Source organism: Photobacterium toruni (assembly GCF_024529955.1).
Classification (GTDB): Bacteria; Pseudomonadota; Gammaproteobacteria; order Enterobacterales; family Vibrionaceae; genus Photobacterium; species Photobacterium toruni.
On sequence record NZ_AP024856.1, the window covers coordinates 61145 to 77508 of the forward strand.

17 protein-coding genes are annotated in these 16364 nt (G+C 39.3%); 16 read left to right on the forward strand and 1 reads right to left on the reverse strand.

Annotated elements, in window-relative coordinates; all coding sequences use genetic code 11:
- Positions 1-188 precede the first annotated feature (188 nt).
- Positions 189-1224, forward strand: a protein-coding gene (locus OC457_RS19565; RefSeq protein ID WP_262054095.1) for an IS630 family transposase whose coding sequence is annotated in 2 segments (ribosomal slippage) — positions 189-647 and positions 649-1224 — 1035 coding nt in all. Because the reading frame shifts where the segments join, the coding sequence is not laid out codon by codon here.
- 167 nt (positions 1225-1391) lie between these two features.
- Here OC457_RS19565 and OC457_RS19570 read toward each other — a convergent pair.
- On the reverse strand, positions 1392-2513 hold the full coding sequence (locus OC457_RS19570) for a hypothetical protein (RefSeq protein WP_080176323.1): 1122 nt from the start codon (positions 2511-2513) through the stop codon (positions 1392-1394).
- 518 nt (positions 2514-3031) lie between these two features.
- Here OC457_RS19570 and OC457_RS19575 point away from each other — a divergent pair.
- The 15 genes from OC457_RS19575 to OC457_RS19645 all read left to right on the forward strand — a co-directional run bounded on the left by OC457_RS19575 (position 3032) and on the right by OC457_RS19645 (position 16240).
- Positions 3032-3511 carry a hypothetical protein gene (locus tag OC457_RS19575; protein WP_080176324.1) on the forward strand — a complete coding sequence of 160 codons (480 nt, stop codon included), beginning with the start codon at positions 3032-3034 and terminating at the stop codon, positions 3509-3511.
- Between the two features lie 298 nt (positions 3512-3809).
- Positions 3810-4136: a hypothetical protein gene (locus tag OC457_RS19580; RefSeq protein WP_080176325.1), complete on the forward strand. Its 327-nt coding sequence runs from the start codon at positions 3810-3812 to the stop codon at positions 4134-4136.
- A gap of 50 nt (positions 4137-4186) precedes the next feature.
- The gene (locus OC457_RS19585) at positions 4187-4516 is read left to right on the forward strand and encodes a type IV conjugative transfer system protein TraL (protein WP_065176488.1); all 330 of its coding nucleotides are present in this window, start codon (positions 4187-4189) and stop codon (positions 4514-4516) included.
- Between the two features lie 37 nt (positions 4517-4553).
- Positions 4554-5201 carry a TraE/TraK family type IV conjugative transfer system protein gene (locus tag OC457_RS19590; RefSeq protein ID WP_080176326.1) on the forward strand — a complete coding sequence of 216 codons (648 nt, stop codon included), beginning with the start codon at positions 4554-4556 and terminating at the stop codon, positions 5199-5201.
- Between the two features lie 11 nt (positions 5202-5212).
- The gene (locus tag OC457_RS19595) at positions 5213-6376 is read left to right on the forward strand and encodes a hypothetical protein (RefSeq protein ID WP_080176327.1); all 1164 of its coding nucleotides are present in this window, start codon (positions 5213-5215) and stop codon (positions 6374-6376) included.
- A 12-nt stretch (positions 6377-6388) separates the two neighbouring features.
- Positions 6389-7771: a TrbI/VirB10 family protein gene (locus OC457_RS19600; protein WP_080176328.1), complete on the forward strand. Its 1383-nt coding sequence runs from the start codon at positions 6389-6391 to the stop codon at positions 7769-7771.
- 11 nt (positions 7772-7782) lie between these two features.
- A complete protein-coding gene (locus OC457_RS19605) occupies positions 7783-8295 on the forward strand; it encodes a hypothetical protein (protein ID WP_080176329.1) in 513 nt (170 codons plus the stop codon).
- 162 nt (positions 8296-8457) lie between these two features.
- Complete coding sequence (locus OC457_RS19610) at positions 8458-9234, forward strand: hypothetical protein (RefSeq protein WP_065176482.1); 777 nt, start codon at positions 8458-8460, stop codon at positions 9232-9234.
- 3 nt (positions 9235-9237) lie between these two features.
- The gene (locus OC457_RS19615) at positions 9238-9942 is read left to right on the forward strand and encodes a TraV family lipoprotein (RefSeq protein WP_080176330.1); all 705 of its coding nucleotides are present in this window, start codon (positions 9238-9240) and stop codon (positions 9940-9942) included.
- Positions 9943-9955: 13 nt separating this feature from the next.
- Positions 9956-12631, forward strand: a complete 2676-nt coding sequence (locus tag OC457_RS19620; RefSeq protein WP_080176331.1) for a TraC family protein — start codon at positions 9956-9958, stop codon at positions 12629-12631.
- Positions 12628-12861 carry a cold-shock protein gene (locus OC457_RS19625; protein WP_065176478.1) on the forward strand — a complete coding sequence of 78 codons (234 nt, stop codon included), beginning with the start codon at positions 12628-12630 and terminating at the stop codon, positions 12859-12861. The genes OC457_RS19620 and OC457_RS19625 overlap by 4 nt, the downstream gene beginning before the upstream one ends.
- A 116-nt stretch (positions 12862-12977) precedes the next feature.
- Positions 12978-13307, forward strand: coding sequence for a hypothetical protein (locus OC457_RS19630; protein WP_144379617.1), 330 nt, complete (start codon positions 12978-12980; stop codon positions 13305-13307).
- A gap of 13 nt (positions 13308-13320) precedes the next feature.
- A complete protein-coding gene (locus OC457_RS19635) occupies positions 13321-15360 on the forward strand; it encodes a Calx-beta domain-containing protein (protein WP_080176333.1) in 2040 nt (679 codons plus the stop codon).
- The gene (locus tag OC457_RS19640; protein WP_080176334.1) at positions 15357-15878 is read left to right on the forward strand and encodes an Lcl C-terminal domain-containing protein; all 522 of its coding nucleotides are present in this window, start codon (positions 15357-15359) and stop codon (positions 15876-15878) included. The genes OC457_RS19635 and OC457_RS19640 overlap by 4 nt, the downstream gene beginning before the upstream one ends.
- Positions 15878-16240 carry a hypothetical protein gene (locus OC457_RS19645; protein ID WP_080176335.1) on the forward strand — a complete coding sequence of 121 codons (363 nt, stop codon included), beginning with the start codon at positions 15878-15880 and terminating at the stop codon, positions 16238-16240. Before OC457_RS19640 ends, OC457_RS19645 begins: the two co-directional genes overlap by 1 nt.
- Positions 16241-16364 lie beyond the last annotated feature (124 nt).

Below are 16364 nucleotides of genomic sequence, written 5' to 3' on the forward strand. Positions count from 1 at the left end.
GTTTTTTGTTCCTGATCTCTTTAAGTACCCTTTCCCGTCGTTTATTATCCTCTCCATCCTCTTCGACTTTTTCTAGTAACTCACGATCGCAACGCTGCAGACGATAAATCTCCCTTTCTATTATGCTAATACCAATCTAACTAAAATTATGATCTAATTGAACCCATCATTTTTAGATGAGATTCGCTATGGACAGCCTAAACAATACTGACTTTAAAAAGCTTGCTCGCCAACAAAAAACAATTCAAATGAAAATGAGATTACTTGCCTTGGAGCACTTCAAGGAAGGTAAATCTCGTACTCAAATTGCTAAATATCTCAAAGTTAGCCGAACAAGTGTTAATAAATGGGTTAGTGTTTTTCTTGAAGAAGGCTTAGAAGGGCTTCAAGAAAAACCGCGTAGTGGTCGCCCTGCATTTCTCACATCTAAACAACGTGAGCAGTTATCCAATTATATTAAACTTAAAGCTCAAGACTCTTCTGGCGGGCGATTAATAGGCGCGGATATTCATGCTTACATTCTCAAAGAATTTGATAAAAACTACCACCCAGATTCTATCTATTATCTACTTAAGCGCATGGGCTTTTCGTGGATAACATCACGGTCAAAACATCCAAAACAATCACAGCAAGCTCAGGATAATTTTAAAAAAATTTAAAATTAAAACGATCCTTAAGATCCCAGGACATATAGCGCTCGATAAGGTCGATGTATGGTTTCAAGATGAAGCAAGGTTTGGACAACAAAATACCACGACCCGTCTTTGGGCTGAACGAGGAACTCGACCAAGAGCGATAAAACAACAGCAGTTTGAATATGCTTATCTATTTGGTTCGGTGTGCCCAGCAAGAGGAATTGGTGAGGCGTTAGTGGTGCCTTGGGTAAATAAAGAAATAATGATTGAACACCTTGCTCAAATATCACGAACCACCGAAAAAGGTCGTTATGCTATTGTGGTGATGGATGGTGCAGGCTGGCATACTGACGATATTGCCAATCAGTTTAATAATCTCAGTATCATCAAACTTCCACCCTATTCCCCTGAACTTAACCCGATTGAACAAGTTTGGAGTTGGCTACGACAACACTATCTCGCTAATCAAAATTTTGCTGATTATAACGACATTGTCGACAAGGTTTGTCTTGCATGGAATCGCTTCAATGAATCTGCTTTACGCGTCACTAAAATGTGTTCGAGAGATTGGATTAACCTGACCAGTTAATTTTCCAGATTGGTATAATACATTCTTGTTTAATAAAACCAACATTTTGTAAACGTACAAAAATATCATTATCTTTTGAATGTAATTTCATTTTACCCTCCACTTTTACATTATTGTAAATAGTAAAATGTGAGAGGGATTAAATTAAGCAGTCCATTATGCGTTGCTTAACTCATGCCTATTATGCGTTTGTATTTCACCAATCGTTTTTCATCCGTTTTATCCAACTGACAACCAATAGACTCTAAATCACGTTGATATCGCGTTAAGATTAATAAGTTTTCACGCGCCCACACACCTTCAGCATGGCTTCCTTTCACCACACGTGGACGGTGGCGTAAAGCTGGCCGCGTTACAGTGTTAGAATTATCTTTATTTGAGAAAAAAAGCACAACTTTCGTGATTCGCTTGCCCTGTTTACTCTTATGATCAGGGATCGCTGTCAACGCCAAATCAGACAATTGGTTCACCTGCTCGAACGATTTGGTATTTTTCAGTAACTCAGAAATAGATTTATAATTGACAACGAAAAGTGCGTTTAATCTTGCTAAATCAAGTGTAATTGACCAACCACCATTCGTATCTTGACTCTTATTCGCATTGGCATGCATACGTAAGAGTAAATATAACCTTCTGGATACGAGTGGCAAACTATCAATAATTTTAGCGTCATAAACAGTGAAACACTCTGTTAGTAATAACATGTGTTTTGCAATACTCGGTGTCAACACAACATCGATTTTGTGTGCTGAATAAAGCTTTTTTTGGTCAGTCGTAGTTAGCACGTTTCTCGAGGTGAATCGTTCGAAATCATGCGTAGTGTGTACGTCATGATCACGACGACGGATATAGAATTTAGCTGACTCGATAACAGAAATAACAGAAATACTAGAGCTCGTATAACTCATGATATTAACGTCGGAGACATGTCGATAATTGAGCAGAGCAATGGCATCTTGGGTGAATTCTTGATAGCCGTGCGTTTTATTCGACAGTGTGGTCTTAATATAATCAGAAGCATTGATGGTCAACGTTCGGTATTTTTCATCGATACTGGTGCCGCCACTTTTGAAATAAGCGTTGACGTAATCATCATCGTTGATCAAATCCATTGGATACGGATCTAAATGACGGACAATATATTCCAGCAAGCGCCACACTCGTTTACTTTTAACAGTAGATAACAGGTTCAGCAGATTATTATCAATACGATAATTCTGCTCATACATTCCGTTGTAATGCTTCAGTTTAAAATAATTTAACTGTGCTTTTTTATTTTCATTATCCATAGATAAACTATAACGGTTTAAATAAATTAGATATACATCAAAGCTAATATTATTTAACCAATAACACAGAATCAAATTATAAAGCTGAAAGCATACATAATTTCGATCAATAACCGATTTTCTCTGTATACTTTTTACTCCGAGTAAAAGGTGTGAACACTCTACTTTTTACTCCGAGTAAAATTAATTCACTCTACTTTTCACTCCGTTTGTTTGTACTTTTTACTCCGTTTATATGTACTATTTACTTCGTTTGTATGTACTTTTTACTCCGGCTTTGTATTTTAAGATACTGTTTTTTATGAAGAATAAACACCCATAAAAGAAAGAAAGGAAGTTCAATATTGAAAGATAAAGAAAGAAAGAAAGAAAGAATGAAGCTCATCACTTATTTATTTTTAAATGACTTAAAAAAACGGGAATAAAAAATAAGGGAGGCAAATTAGCTTGATTAAAGTAAAGATCACGAGACTAACTTTGCAACACTAACGATACCGTCGCTAGTAGGGCTAAGAAGCATGCAACCAGTAATTGATAATCTCTACATAACCGTCATACCGATCTTTTGTCATCAGGATGCAGAGCGATTAGATTATTTTTGCTCAAACCATGATATTCATTATCCACAATCAGGCTACGTAGAAAGCAAACCAATATATTTTTGTACTGTGGATCCTATTGTGATCGATGACGCCAATTTGGTATCGATGATAAACAAATACCGGGCCATCTACGCGCTAATATTCCACACTGCAGATTTCATTGCTGGACACTTAAACAATGCGAACTTAACCACTAAATCAACGATTGAATTTTCAAAAACAGCTGCATGGTTTAGACACGACATATTGTCGATTATGCAAAAGAAACTCATGCCCAATGTTGGGATAGATGACAGAGTTATTATTACGGCACCAGAGCAATTAGCGATGAGCCATTTCGATCTCAACCCCTATATTATCAGTATTAGATGCTCAAAAAGATGTTATTTATATTGAAAATGTGAACCCTACGTCCACACCAAAATTACTGCCGTTCAATATTGATAAAATCAAATACCACTACATACAAAGTCAATTGTCGACATTAATAAGTGCACTTACCTATTCTGGCCACTCTTGCACGGTTCCTATGTCATTATTTTCCCAAGAAAATAATTAAGGAGCTCAAATTGGCCTCCTTAAGTTTCCAACAGTAAACCAATTTATATGATAGTTACTATCAAGCTGTTATAGGGCGTTACTAAAGATTTTTCCAGCTTCTATCTCTTAAATTGACACTTATAGGTACAGCAATATGAAAACAATGATTAGTACTATCAACTCAGCCTTGAAGAACAAGAAAATTGCACTATTCACCGTATTTGCATGCATGATTTCAACCCCAGCTATGGCTGGTACTGGTGGTGGTGCTTTTGAGGGCTCATGGGATATGTTGAGTGAATTGGCCATGGGTTATCCAGGTCAGATCCTTGCATTTCTAACTATCTGCGGCGTCTTATTTTTCTCTGTTGTTCGTCCAAATTTAATTGGTCTAGGTGGCTCAGTCATAATCATGGTGGTGCTCGCACAGTTAAAATCAATCGTTAATGGATTCCTTGATGCAGGATTACCGATTTTATAACAACGTAAAAAGAAGGCAGATTACGATCTGCCTTCCTTTTAGGAGGAAGTGTGGCCAAAAACGAAATTAATGAAAACGAATTACATCAACTTCCATACAACCAAACCTACGTCCCTGTCAGAATCAATGATAGACAAATATTTGCAGGCCTTGAGACTGACAGTTTTGGCATTTTGATCCTTTGCTTTGTTATCGGCAATTACACACAGATGCTAGATCTAGGTATCGCGGTGGGGACGATTTTGGTTTATCTAAATGGTAAAGCAAAAACCAACTTTCAACGGGGAAAACTTCGGCACTTGATGTGGTGGTATGGGCTAGATATTCCGAAAGAAACCAGACGTTTACCTGATTGCTACAAACGCGAGTTTTTCCGGTAAATAAATAAGTATCACGGCGCATTACGGAGGATTTAACATGCCATTTTTTTCAAAAAAAAGTAAAAGTATCAAAGAGAAATTACTGCCTAGTAATATACAACGATCTTGGACAGAGGCTGTCGATCACAGCTATAGAATGACGATTGCAACTATTTTGTCGGTAGCGACCATCGTCTTGCTGAGCTACAAAATAGTAACAACAAAACCTGTCACCATCGTTATCCCACCACAGCTCAACGAAACAATCACCATTGTTGGTAATAAAGCAGGTGAAAGCTACAAAAAATTATGGGGTATTCATATCGCCTCGATGCTTGGTAATGCGTCTGAACGTAGCGTGAAGGTTGTATTAGAAGCCTTAAAACCCATGTTATCTGTTGCTGATTATGACGTAATGTCTGAACAATTATCAACACATGTCAAAGCACTCGCCCTTCGTTACCAGACCCAAAAATATACTGTCCAGGATACATATTACGATCCCAAAAGAGACATCATCTACATCTACGGTGACCGCGAACTTATCAGTAAGAAAAAAGTGACCGCCAAGAAAGCTGGCATGAAACCTATTCGATGGACCTATGAAATTACAATCAAACAAGCTGGTGGAAAACCAAAAATGCCATACATAACTCAATATGAAGGTACGCCTCGTTTTGATTCTAATCGATTAGAGAAGAAATAAGGATTTGTGTCATGAATTATAAAACTCTATTTACCGGCTGCATGCTGGTGCTTATATCGTTCACATCTAATGCTGAGCAATATCAACTCCCCATTACACCGATCGGTGAGGTTAAATTAAAACAATCGGATGCTGTAGATGACAGGATCGACGATGTAATCAATCAGGTTGTTAATAATTTACCGTCAGACAAAAAAAAAGAACTCATAAAACATTTCCCTGCCAATGACATCGCCCAACCAAACAAGACTGTCTCTAATAGCTTTGCCCCTCAGAAAGACAGTTTTGGGCGTTCGACGTTGCTTTATGAGCAAACCAGTACCGAGGTGATCCCTAAGACCACACCAGCAGATATCATCACCGAACAAATGAAGAAAAAATTTAAGCCTGTGCAACGATACAAGCTAACTGCAGGCGATAACATCACCTTACCTGCTGCCAAGTTTATCATGAACAGTATCCGCACCAATTTTGGTCAAGTCGAGGTGAAAACGACAGATCCCAATGTCGTGCTTGAAATGGATGGTTCATTTGTATATTTCACGACAGAGAAAGACGCACCATTTGGTCTGCGTATATACGAAAAAGGTGTTCCTGAGTCTCAAGTAAATATTACCGTGTGGCCGCTTAACGTCCTCGCGACAATGGTTGAGGTAAATGTGTCTCTTGATAAAGCAACGAAATCGAAAATTGCTAAAATCAAACGAGATATCAAAATTGAACAACAACACACAGAAATACGTATCCGTGACAAAGAAAGTGAGTTGATACTCGCCTCTGATCCTAAATTTCAATCATCGCCATACGAATACCGAATCAACAACATCTTTTCTCAAATTGCAGGTAATGAAACACCTAAAGGCTACAACTTCATTGAAGGCATTCCACCTAAAGCAAAGTACCCTTGTCGTTTCGATGCTAAGTCTGAAACAAAACAGCGCCTAATTTCTTCACGAAGGATCGTTGATGTTGTGCTAGTACAAAACACTCATCCAAGTCGATCTATCGTATTACGCGAAGAACAGTGTTGGACTTCAGGCGATATCATTTCTACCGCAATTTTAAACAAAGCAACACTTAAACCTAATGAAATGACAGAGGTTTACGTTATGCGCGACCGCCTTTATTACGAACGCATTAAAAATCGTAATAACCGTCCTAGTTTATTAAATTAAGTGAGAAAATGAATGACTAAATTGAAGAATCAATTTGAGGATGTTTGGGGTGACCGTAAAAAACGTATCGCACTATTATTTGTCACAGGCGGTATAGCAACAATTGGTTTAATTCCATACATCACTCCTCAACCCGATGATAATAACAATCGCAATCTTACAGCAATACAAAAAGTATTCGGGCCACTCGATACTGAACAAATTCTTGAACGTCGTGACCTAGATGGCATTGCAGAGGCCTATGAAACACTTTCTAAAATTGAACGCCGTGGCATGGATAAAACGGAAAACATTGAATTTGAGTCCTTGCTCGGTGAAATTGAAGAATTGCGGGACCAACTATCATCTACTCAGGATGAATTTACCCGACTCAAGAAAGCTCAAAAAGTCGCTGATCAACAACGTATCCAGCAAGCTTCGCTTAAATCGAACAATAACATTAGAAACACAGGCGGCACCAATATAACCGAAGAGCAAAGACGCTTTGGTGAACAACGTACCACACCAACGGAAGTCGTTAATACTCAGGCTAATCAATCAACAGTAAGCCAACCGTCCCAATTCGGTATTAGAACAGTGAATGACATGGCTGATGTGATGATGATGAATAATGGAAATATTATTAATTTAAGCCAACCGAGTGCCGTAAATAGTAGTACTGACAATACTTCACCAGAACAAAAGCAAATAGAACTCGCTAATAAAGAAAAAGCGCTCGATGAAAAAATAGCGAATAACACTATCAGTGAAGAGGCAACAGGCTACACCATTCATATTCCAACAACATCATTACTCACCGGTGTTCTGCTCTCAGGAATGCAGGCACCGACATCAATTGGTGCCAAGCGAGAGCCATTACCTGCCACAATTCGTTTTAAACATGATGCGTTGTTACCGAATAACTTTCGGGTGGACATACGTGATTGCCAAGGCACGGTCAGTGCTATCGGAAGTTTATCGGATTCACGCGCATATATGCGATTAGAAAAAATTGTCTGTATTGATGAAGATGGTTTGATTGCAGAAGTAAGCGCTAAAGGCTACGCGACAGGTGGAAATGGACAAGCCGGTATCCCTGGACGCCTAGTATCGCGCAATGGGGAAGTTCTGCGTGGCAGTGTTTGGTCAGGCCTGTTTTCTGGGATCGCACAGGGTATTTCTCCTCAACGAGTTATCGGCGTGGATGTTGTAAACGAAAACTCAGGTGGTTTTCAAGTCCCTGATCTTGGCTCTATTGGTGCATCTGCCGCGTTAAATGGGGTTTCTGGCTCTATGGATCGTATGAGTGAATATTACATAAAAATGGTCGAGGAGATCTGGCCAACTGTCGATGTTCCAGCAATGCAGGAAGTCACTTTCTTTCTGACAGATCCATTGAAGCTCACATTTAATTAAGGAGCCAAGAAATGAGTTCAGATAAATCTGCTATTGAAATTATCGAAGAAACCATACAAGAGAAGCACACTCCATCTCCCTCAAAAACCATTGAAGGCGTCGCTTCTAAAAAGAATGACAGTGAACACCATCAGCAAAAAAACAATACTGGTTCTGATAAAAACTTGTTTTTCGTATTAGTAAAATATGCGTCTATGGCCATTTTTATGGTGTTAATGTTAATTATCTACAATATGTATTTTGATAACGACACCAACGAACAAACCAAAATTGTCATTATGGACATCAACGAAAATACACAACATGTCATTTCGCAAGGTGGCGATGAAAACGCCATTATTCGTTATAACAATTTCGTCTCTAATTTATTGTCTGATCGTGGGTTCATTGTCCTTGATCGTGCAAGTATTTTAGGTCCAGTGCCTGCTGAATACCTAGCGCCACTTTTCGACCTATCCGTTATTACGCCAACGAGCTCGACATATAAACCACGAAGACCAATTACAACTCTGACCCAAAAATAATAATTATTGCGAGGCATTAGTGAAAACTGGTGCCTCATTTACTCACCAATCATCAGCTGCCCCAAACTTGGTACCTAAATAAATTAATGGGGCCAATATTGTCTGCTTAATTTAAACAATGCTCCCGGATCACACGCAAACTATGTGTAAAAGGAGAAAGCTATGATTTACCTGTCAGATTTACTACGGACCCTATTACTCACCTCTTGTTTTTTTATCTCATTATCTATCAATGCGTTTGAAATTGATCTCAAAAAAACGAAAGCAGCATTTGATAACCTGCCTAATGTTGTTGCTCAACATGCGATAGCAACTGAACGCTTGCTGATGTTGGAATTAGAAGATGGCACATTTTTACTGTCCACAGGGGATGGTCGATTTGTCATCAAGGGCGCATCGTTATTTTCTAGTCTGAACACTCGATATATTAAAAATGTAAAAGAATTTAAAGAAGCTGACCAACTCACATATAAACAAATTGGTATCAAACTTGAAGAACTGTCTGGTTTTTATATTAATGAAAGTGCAGACAAAATGGGTGGTTCAATTTTTGTCTCTCAAACATGTCCGACATGCTACATACAATTAAAGCGTTTAAAAAAGAATTTTCCTGACAAACGCTTCAAAGTCATCGTCACACCTATCCTCTCTAAAGCTGAATATCGCGACGGTATTTTAGCGCAATGCGCCAATGATCCTAGCAACGCTTTGCGATCACTCGTTGACAGAAAATGGTCGCAAGTACGGTTCCCAATTAACTCTGAGGATAACGAGTGTCGAAATGCACTCAACGCTATCAACCTCAATATCGCCAGTCTACAGATGTTAATGCAAGGACAACGCATGGCAATACCAGCTCTGATTAATAACGAAGGTCAGCGCTTTATGGGACTGGCTGACGATCACATTACACTAAAAAAATTCATCGATGGAGAATAATTAATGCAGAACAAATATCGCTTTATATTGGTGAATTCTATTTTGTTACTAACGAGTGGATGCGTCGGCGTTATTGGTGAAGAAAAAAGTACCTGTCCAGATAGTCAATCAGGTGTCATATGTGCATCAAGCCGTGAGATATATGATCTGACCAATAAATATGATAGCGCGGAAGAATATGCAGCCGCCACAGGTGATCCACGTGTCATTACGCTTGATCAGGAGGGAAATGTAATAGAAAAAAAGACAGTAAGCACCGCATATACTGGTGCGAAAAATAACGCTCCTTCTGTATCACATGATAACCAAATGTTTAGCGCGGCAGAAAACGCATATCAAACGCAACTATTACCACCACCAGAACCGCTTGCGATGAGAAAACCTGCGAACATTGTTCGTATCCTCACTCGACCTTATACGACTGAAGAAGACACGTTAAAAGTGCCGGGTTATGCCTATATCGAAGCACAATCTCGAACGTGGATAATCGACCGTAGCGTACAAATTGATAATGCTCAGTTTACGTCATTATCAATGCGACGTGACTCTATCAAACAAGATTACACACCACAGGACCCAAACCATATTGGTGTCGAAAATCGAACCGGTGCAGATGCAAAGCTGACAAATATGCAGGTACAACAAAATGCACGCCTTGAAGCTGCAAAGCTCATTCAAGATGCTCAAAGTCTCAAAGGCTTTAAATAAATAATGAGGGTGTATGGCTAATTCAGTTAATAAATTTTATGAGGATTTCGGTAAGAACGATATATCGAAATTAATGCCCGTACTTGGATTCAATCGTCGACATCAATATTTTGAATTAGATGATAGCCACATTGGAAACATGTACAAAATCCAAACGGCAGGTGGTGCTACTGACAATATGCAGGCTCAACTCGAGTCTATTTTTAAACAAGAATGGCCAGATGACAGTTTTATTCAAATTGTATTCTGGGCAAACGACGATCTCAATGAATTCACGACCAACTTTTCCTATTACCATGGCTATCGTCAAGAAGGAACAGTAGGTGAGAAATTAAACGCCATTTCTCGCGGTTTAATCAATCATTATCAAAAAGCGTCACAGGATGGATTTGCCAGAAGTGAATGCCGTCCTCGATCGTTTGACTGCTATGTTTGTGTGAAAACACCAATCAAAGGCAACCTTGGTATACCTACAAAAGAGGAACTTAAAAATTATAAATCTCTACGTGATGATCTTGTAGAGAGCTTCGATTCTGTTGGCCTATTCACTCAAAATATGGACGAGTGGATGTGGCGTGACATGATGAACAAAATGCTAAACCGCAAAAAAAACTCTCCATGGCGCCGCGGTAAAACGCCTCATTGCGCTTCACTGTTGCCGCGAGAGCAGGTGCAAGATATTGGCGGTGGTATTACGTTCGAAAAAGATAAAATTTTTATTGATGATCAGCAAATCGCTTTATTAAGTCCAAAAGTTTACCCAAAAATCATTGGCTTTGGCGATATGCTCAATGTGTTTAATGATTGGCGATTTGGTCAGCAAACTGCGTGGGGTAATTTCCTCATGGTTTTAAATGTCCATTTCCCTAACGATAAAAAAACACGAAGTGAAGTTAAAAAGAAGCGTACTTACATGGGTGCTGTTGCGAATAATCGACTAACATCGTGGATGGACAAAGTACGTTGGCAAAAGAAAGATTATGATATTGCGTTTGATAAATTAGAACAAAAACGTTCTCGGTTAATTAATTGCTACCTGCAGTTTATGATTCTTGGCGACAATGAAGACCATTTAGATAAACAAGTTTCTAAGTTTAAGCAAATTGCAGCCTCAAACGCAGGTTTCGATCTTGAGCGGGACACACATCTTACACCTCCACTATTTTTACACTCCCTGCCCTTTGGACCAGAAGTCTCTGCAATGAAAACACTTAAACGCTACAACACACTACCAAGTGATGTTGCCGCATTTTTCTCCCCTGTGTTTTCAAGTTCTAACGGTAATGCGCCTAATAAACCAATCATACCGTTTGTGACTCGCAATATGGGCATGTTTGGGTTTAATCCTTATGAGACAGACGGCTCTATGAACGGACTCGTTGTTGCAGAATCAGGCTCAGGCAAATCTGTACTCGTACAGTACATCGTCACATGCGTTCTTGGATCAGGCAATCTGCCGTCGTCGAAGATGTGGTCGGAAATGAACCTCAGTGAAAAAGAACTCGAAGATGCTTTGCGCATCAGTGACGATTTGATACAAGCCAAAAATGACGGCGGGATGGCAATGATCATCGATGTTGGTCGAAGTTACCTAAATCTATGTGACGAATTAAATGGCTTATTCTTGTCATTTGGTCCAGGCATGGAGTTCTCACTCAATCCTTTTCCATCCGTTGTTGATTTCAACTCTGCAGAAGATCCGCAATCAGGAATGATTTTAGAGATGCTTAAAATCATGGCCGATCCTTCCGGCAAGCTCGACGTCGTTACGAGTCGTATGATGGCTGATGTCCTTCAGCAAATGTGGGAAGCACACGGCACAGAATCGAGTGTCACTATCTTTCAGACAATGTGCTCGGATTCAGAAGACAAACGTTTAAAAGATATTGGTATTACTCTCAAACCCTACGCTGAAGGCGGCATGAATGGACATCTATTTACCACCAAAAAGCCACCCCCGAGCCTCGACAATCCTTTCATAGTTTGTGAACTGGAGGAATTAAAAGCTCAACCGGAAAACCAATTGATTGCACTCATGCAAATTATCAATCTCTGTTATCGACATTTTTTCCTTGCCGATGGTAATAAAGATCCGTCTAAGCAACGTCGTAAGGTATTTATTGTTGATGAGTGTTGGTCATTTTTAGGTGGTAATGATGACTATCAAGGTCAGACGAATCCTGTGGCCACGTTCCTCGAATCAGCTTTTAGACGATTTCGAAAAGTTAATGCGAGTGCCTGGATCATTACTCAGATGCTGTCTGACGTCTATGGCTCATCAGTCGGACGCGCCATTGTCGCTAACTGCGTATATCGCCTTTTCCTCTACCAAAAACGTGACACTATCGAGCAAGTAAAAAAAGACAAAATGCTCGATTTATCTGAGCAAAACTTCGAGTTACTTAAAAGCATACGAACACGAAAAAACATGTTTGCAGAAATATTTTTCCAAGCAGGTGATGACGTTTGTGAAATCATTCGCTTTTATGCCCCCAAATCCATGCTGCTGCTTTACTCAACAGATCCCCGCGACCGTGCGGAAATTCGACGTTACCAATCACAAGGGATGAGTATTGACGAAGCAATAAGCGCAATCATTAAAGATCGTGATGAAACGGATTACGCAAGCGATATGTATGATCTTGAGAATGATGACGAGAATGAAGAAATTCACGAGGAGGCGGTATGAAAACAATAGCGATTGTTAAATGGTTTGATAAAGAACGTGGCCATGGCTTTTGCAATGAGTTCTGCGTGATAAAAGGCGATGTCATTTCTTCTAACGATGTATTTATTCATTATTCAGACATCGAATCTCAAGGCTTCAAGAAATTGAATAAAGGTGAGCTTATCAAATGCAGTATTGTTCGAACCGAACGTGGAACTCAAGCTCGCGAAATCACGCGTTTTGTTAAATAAGGATGTATTCATCTTAAACCGTGAACAATCACGGTTTAGGTGTATTAACAAACAAACATATACAAGGTCACATGATGAGCTTAATAAAAAACATTTTTTTAGTGTTAGCACTCTTAATGTCAACATCGAGTTTTGCTAGTTCTAAATCACAAAATTCTGTTTTAGAAGCAATTGATGATTTTTGTCCTAAATGCGATGGACTCGTTGAGCGTTACAGACTGAAAACAAATGCAGTATGTAATGGATCACCCAACATTGTATCGGTATTAACGTCGGATGGCGGTTCGATATTACTTGGATTGAAAGCGACAAATCATCCGTATTTTCAGGCGGTCGATACGTTTTCTAACACAGCGTTCAACTGTGATTTAAACGTGTGGTCAAAACACATAGAGAAATATGTAGAAAAGATCAGTGTAGGCGGTACAAGCACCACTATTTATTAGGGACGGATTTAATATGAAAAAAATATTATTGGCTAGTGCAATACTTTTATCATTATCAGGATGCGGTGGAGGTGATGAAGATAAGGACTCCAAGAAAACACCAACAGGCAGCGTAACCAAGGCGAAATTAGATATTGATACTAGACTCACGCTTATTGAGCCAGAGGTCAATCAAGTCGAACTTATCACACTTAAATTTTCCAAAGCTGCGACAACTGACGGCTCAATACGCTATACCATCGCCAATGAAACAACCACTGATGACGACATTTTTGTTGGTACCCAAACGATCAGTTTCAAACGTGGCGATAAAACAGTAGTGCTACCAGTTTCTATCAACAGTGATCTTGTTTATGACGATGGTGAAACTTTTACATTAACGATTGATTCAGTGTCAGGTTTAGACATTGAAAATGCCTTAATGACGATTACATTGTCAGATCCACGTACTCTTCCTCAACTATCAAGCCAAACAACACAGTCAGATTTTAAAGAAACAGACGGGCAGGTAGACGTTAAATTAAAGCTCACTGAAACCTCACCGTATGATGGTTGGATAGATTTCAAATTAGAAATGTTAGATGAAACAAAAAACGAATCTGGTAGCAATGGTATTGAGGCGACGCTTGATAATGTGCGTGTTGAATTTAAAGCAGGTGCCAAAGAGATAATCGTACCAATTACGATCATTGATAATGATATTTGGAATGGCGGAACCACACCACACACGCTCACGGCTATCGATTCACAAAACCTAATTATTACTGGCGGCGCTGTTAATACTCATGAAATTAAGCTAACCGACGATGATGAGAATTATCCGACAGTGTCATTTGAAACAGAGAAAATCGACACATTAACAGAGGGAAGTAAGTATCAGGTCGCAGTTATACTTTCTCACGGCCTAGAATTTGGCACGAATGTCCCCTTTAATTTTTCAAGCGGTACAGCATCGTTAGATGACTATCTGATTAATGTCGACGGTTACGATTATTCTTCAGATACAAATCCTGGCACGAATATGGGTATAAGCTTCGAAAGCAAAGAAACTGTAAAATACATTGAAGTAGAAGCCAAAAACGACAATGTAAATGAGGGTGGTGAAACGATCATCATCAATCTTTTAGGTGACCAACTCAGCAGTAATGTTGAAGCTGGTGAGCACCTTACTAAAATTATCATCATTCCAGGCGACATTAAAATGAATGATTCTGGTGTCACTGATTTCCTAAAAGACGTTAATGATATTTCTGCCTCACCATTCCCTCTTTCCCCACAAGATTATCCTAATCAAGATGGTGAATCTGGTTTAGATGTAGATAATTTCAATAACAGCGATGGTCATGCTGGACGCTCTTATAGCAAATTAGATTACGCTGGAAATATTCTAAGCCATGATAGTGCAGATTACGAATGCATCAAGGACAATAATACTGGCGTTGTATGGGAGCGTAAGTCACAGCCTTACACGGGTGAATTACCCCCTGACGGATTAGATGACTCTCAACTACGAAGTTTTGTGAAAACAGAAATAAATGACCAAGACCGTTATCGTTTCGCACACACCGTTTTCAATGCCTCAAATTATAAATACTTTTGGTTTAACGATGTTGATTCAATAAATGGTGGTAACGAAGGTACAACGGGTGTTCGCTTAGAAGCAGATATACCCGTAAGTGCGCAGTGTGCTTTCCCGCGAGAAACAAATGCCGAAGCTAATGCAAAGTACCCTGTTATCGATGGCATTCGATACTGTTCTACCGAGCAATATTTGAAGTATCTCAATAGTGCAGCATTGTGTGGTCGTACTGATTGGGAAATTCCAACTATCCATCAATTACGTAATAATTTTGTTTATCAGAAATCTGGTATTAATGCCCAAGCACCGAATTTTTACGACAATATCAATATCACCGATGAGTACGTATCAAGCACACCATCGCCAACGAATAGCGGTTCTGTTTTCTGTTTAGATAATCAATATGGCCACGTAAAGCTGTGCAGTAAAAACACTGCTAATTCCGTGATTGCTGTAGCAGGAGGTTTAAAATGATTAAAATTATCTTAGTTTCGGCCATTGCAGCCAGCATGGCACCGAGTGTATTTGCGCAAACGTGTAACGATAAAATGGTACGTTCCAATGAACAGTCTCAGTTTATTTTAAATGATAGTCGTGGTGTAGTAACAGATGCTGTAAACGCATTAGATTGGCAGATTTGCCCACTCGGCATGAGCTTTGAAAATGGCGATTGTATCGGAACGGCAACGCAGTTCGATTCTTGGAAAATGGCTCTAGATGCTGTCAGTAGCTTCAATGCTTCAAGTGATGTGCAATATCGATTACCGACAATTATCGAGTTAAGTTCTATCGTCGAACGCAGCTGCTCATCGCCGGCTATTGATGTTGCTGCATTCCCATCCACACCTAATGCATGGTTCTGGTCTTCTACATATACATTTGGCGCGAACGATGTTGATCTAGGCCGTAAGATTAATTTTGAAGATGGCCTAGAATTTGATAATCGTGCTAATAGTAATCGGCATATTCGTCTGGTAAGGTCATTGCGCTAATGATCAAACTTTTATCTTCATTATGCCTAACAATACTGTTGGGCATAATATTAGTCCTCACATTGGACTATAAAGCAGGGGTAGAAATAAATACTAATGTCGATAATCAACGCCAACATATTAAAGAGAGTTACGCATCAGATACCAACCTGAGTCATTTTGCTCAACAACATTCTGGCCTGAGAAACATAACACTTATTTCTACGAACATTGAACACAACAAATTGGTTAGTTCATTTTGGTCAGTCACGTTTAATGACGACACTAATACCATGGTTTTTGGTATTGATGGCAAAGGGGACTGGATTAATACCCACGCTTTAACAATGACGATGCAATCGCCTGCACCGTTTAAATCCTGATTATACAGAGACTGCATTAGACATTAATGCAGCACCTGTTTCTCGCTTAAAATATTTAAACACTTCAATATCCTCTCCTTAATTTAAATCGCATCTATGCCTAGCGAATATAGTAGATCATACG

Bases quoted from the DNA above. Each gene is read 5' to 3' on its own strand.
- OC457_RS19570 (WP_080176323.1), bottom strand. From the start codon at position 2,513: ATGGATAATGAAAATAAAAAAGCACAGTTAAATTATTTTAAACTGAAG.
- OC457_RS19575 (WP_080176324.1), top strand. From the start codon at position 3,032: ATGCAACCAGTAATTGATAATCTCTACATAACCGTCATACCGATCTTT.
- OC457_RS19580 (WP_080176325.1), top strand. From the start codon at position 3,810: ATGAAAACAATGATTAGTACTATCAACTCAGCCTTGAAGAACAAGAAA.
- OC457_RS19590 (WP_080176326.1), top strand. From the start codon at position 4,554: ATGCCATTTTTTTCAAAAAAAAGTAAAAGTATCAAAGAGAAATTACTG.
- OC457_RS19595 (WP_080176327.1), top strand. From the start codon at position 5,213: ATGAATTATAAAACTCTATTTACCGGCTGCATGCTGGTGCTTATATCG.
- OC457_RS19600 (WP_080176328.1), top strand. From the start codon at position 6,389: ATGACTAAATTGAAGAATCAATTTGAGGATGTTTGGGGTGACCGTAAA.
- OC457_RS19605 (WP_080176329.1), top strand. From the start codon at position 7,783: ATGAGTTCAGATAAATCTGCTATTGAAATTATCGAAGAAACCATACAA.
- OC457_RS19610 (WP_065176482.1), top strand. From the start codon at position 8,458: ATGATTTACCTGTCAGATTTACTACGGACCCTATTACTCACCTCTTGT.
- OC457_RS19615 (WP_080176330.1), top strand. From the start codon at position 9,238: ATGCAGAACAAATATCGCTTTATATTGGTGAATTCTATTTTGTTACTA.
- OC457_RS19620 (WP_080176331.1), top strand. From the start codon at position 9,956: ATGGCTAATTCAGTTAATAAATTTTATGAGGATTTCGGTAAGAACGAT.
- OC457_RS19625 (WP_065176478.1), top strand. From the start codon at position 12,628: ATGAAAACAATAGCGATTGTTAAATGGTTTGATAAAGAACGTGGCCAT.
- OC457_RS19630 (WP_144379617.1), top strand. From the start codon at position 12,978: ATGTCAACATCGAGTTTTGCTAGTTCTAAATCACAAAATTCTGTTTTA.
- OC457_RS19635 (WP_080176333.1), top strand. From the start codon at position 13,321: ATGAAAAAAATATTATTGGCTAGTGCAATACTTTTATCATTATCAGGA.
- OC457_RS19640 (WP_080176334.1), top strand. From the start codon at position 15,357: ATGATTAAAATTATCTTAGTTTCGGCCATTGCAGCCAGCATGGCACCG.
- OC457_RS19645 (WP_080176335.1), top strand. From the start codon at position 15,878: ATGATCAAACTTTTATCTTCATTATGCCTAACAATACTGTTGGGCATA.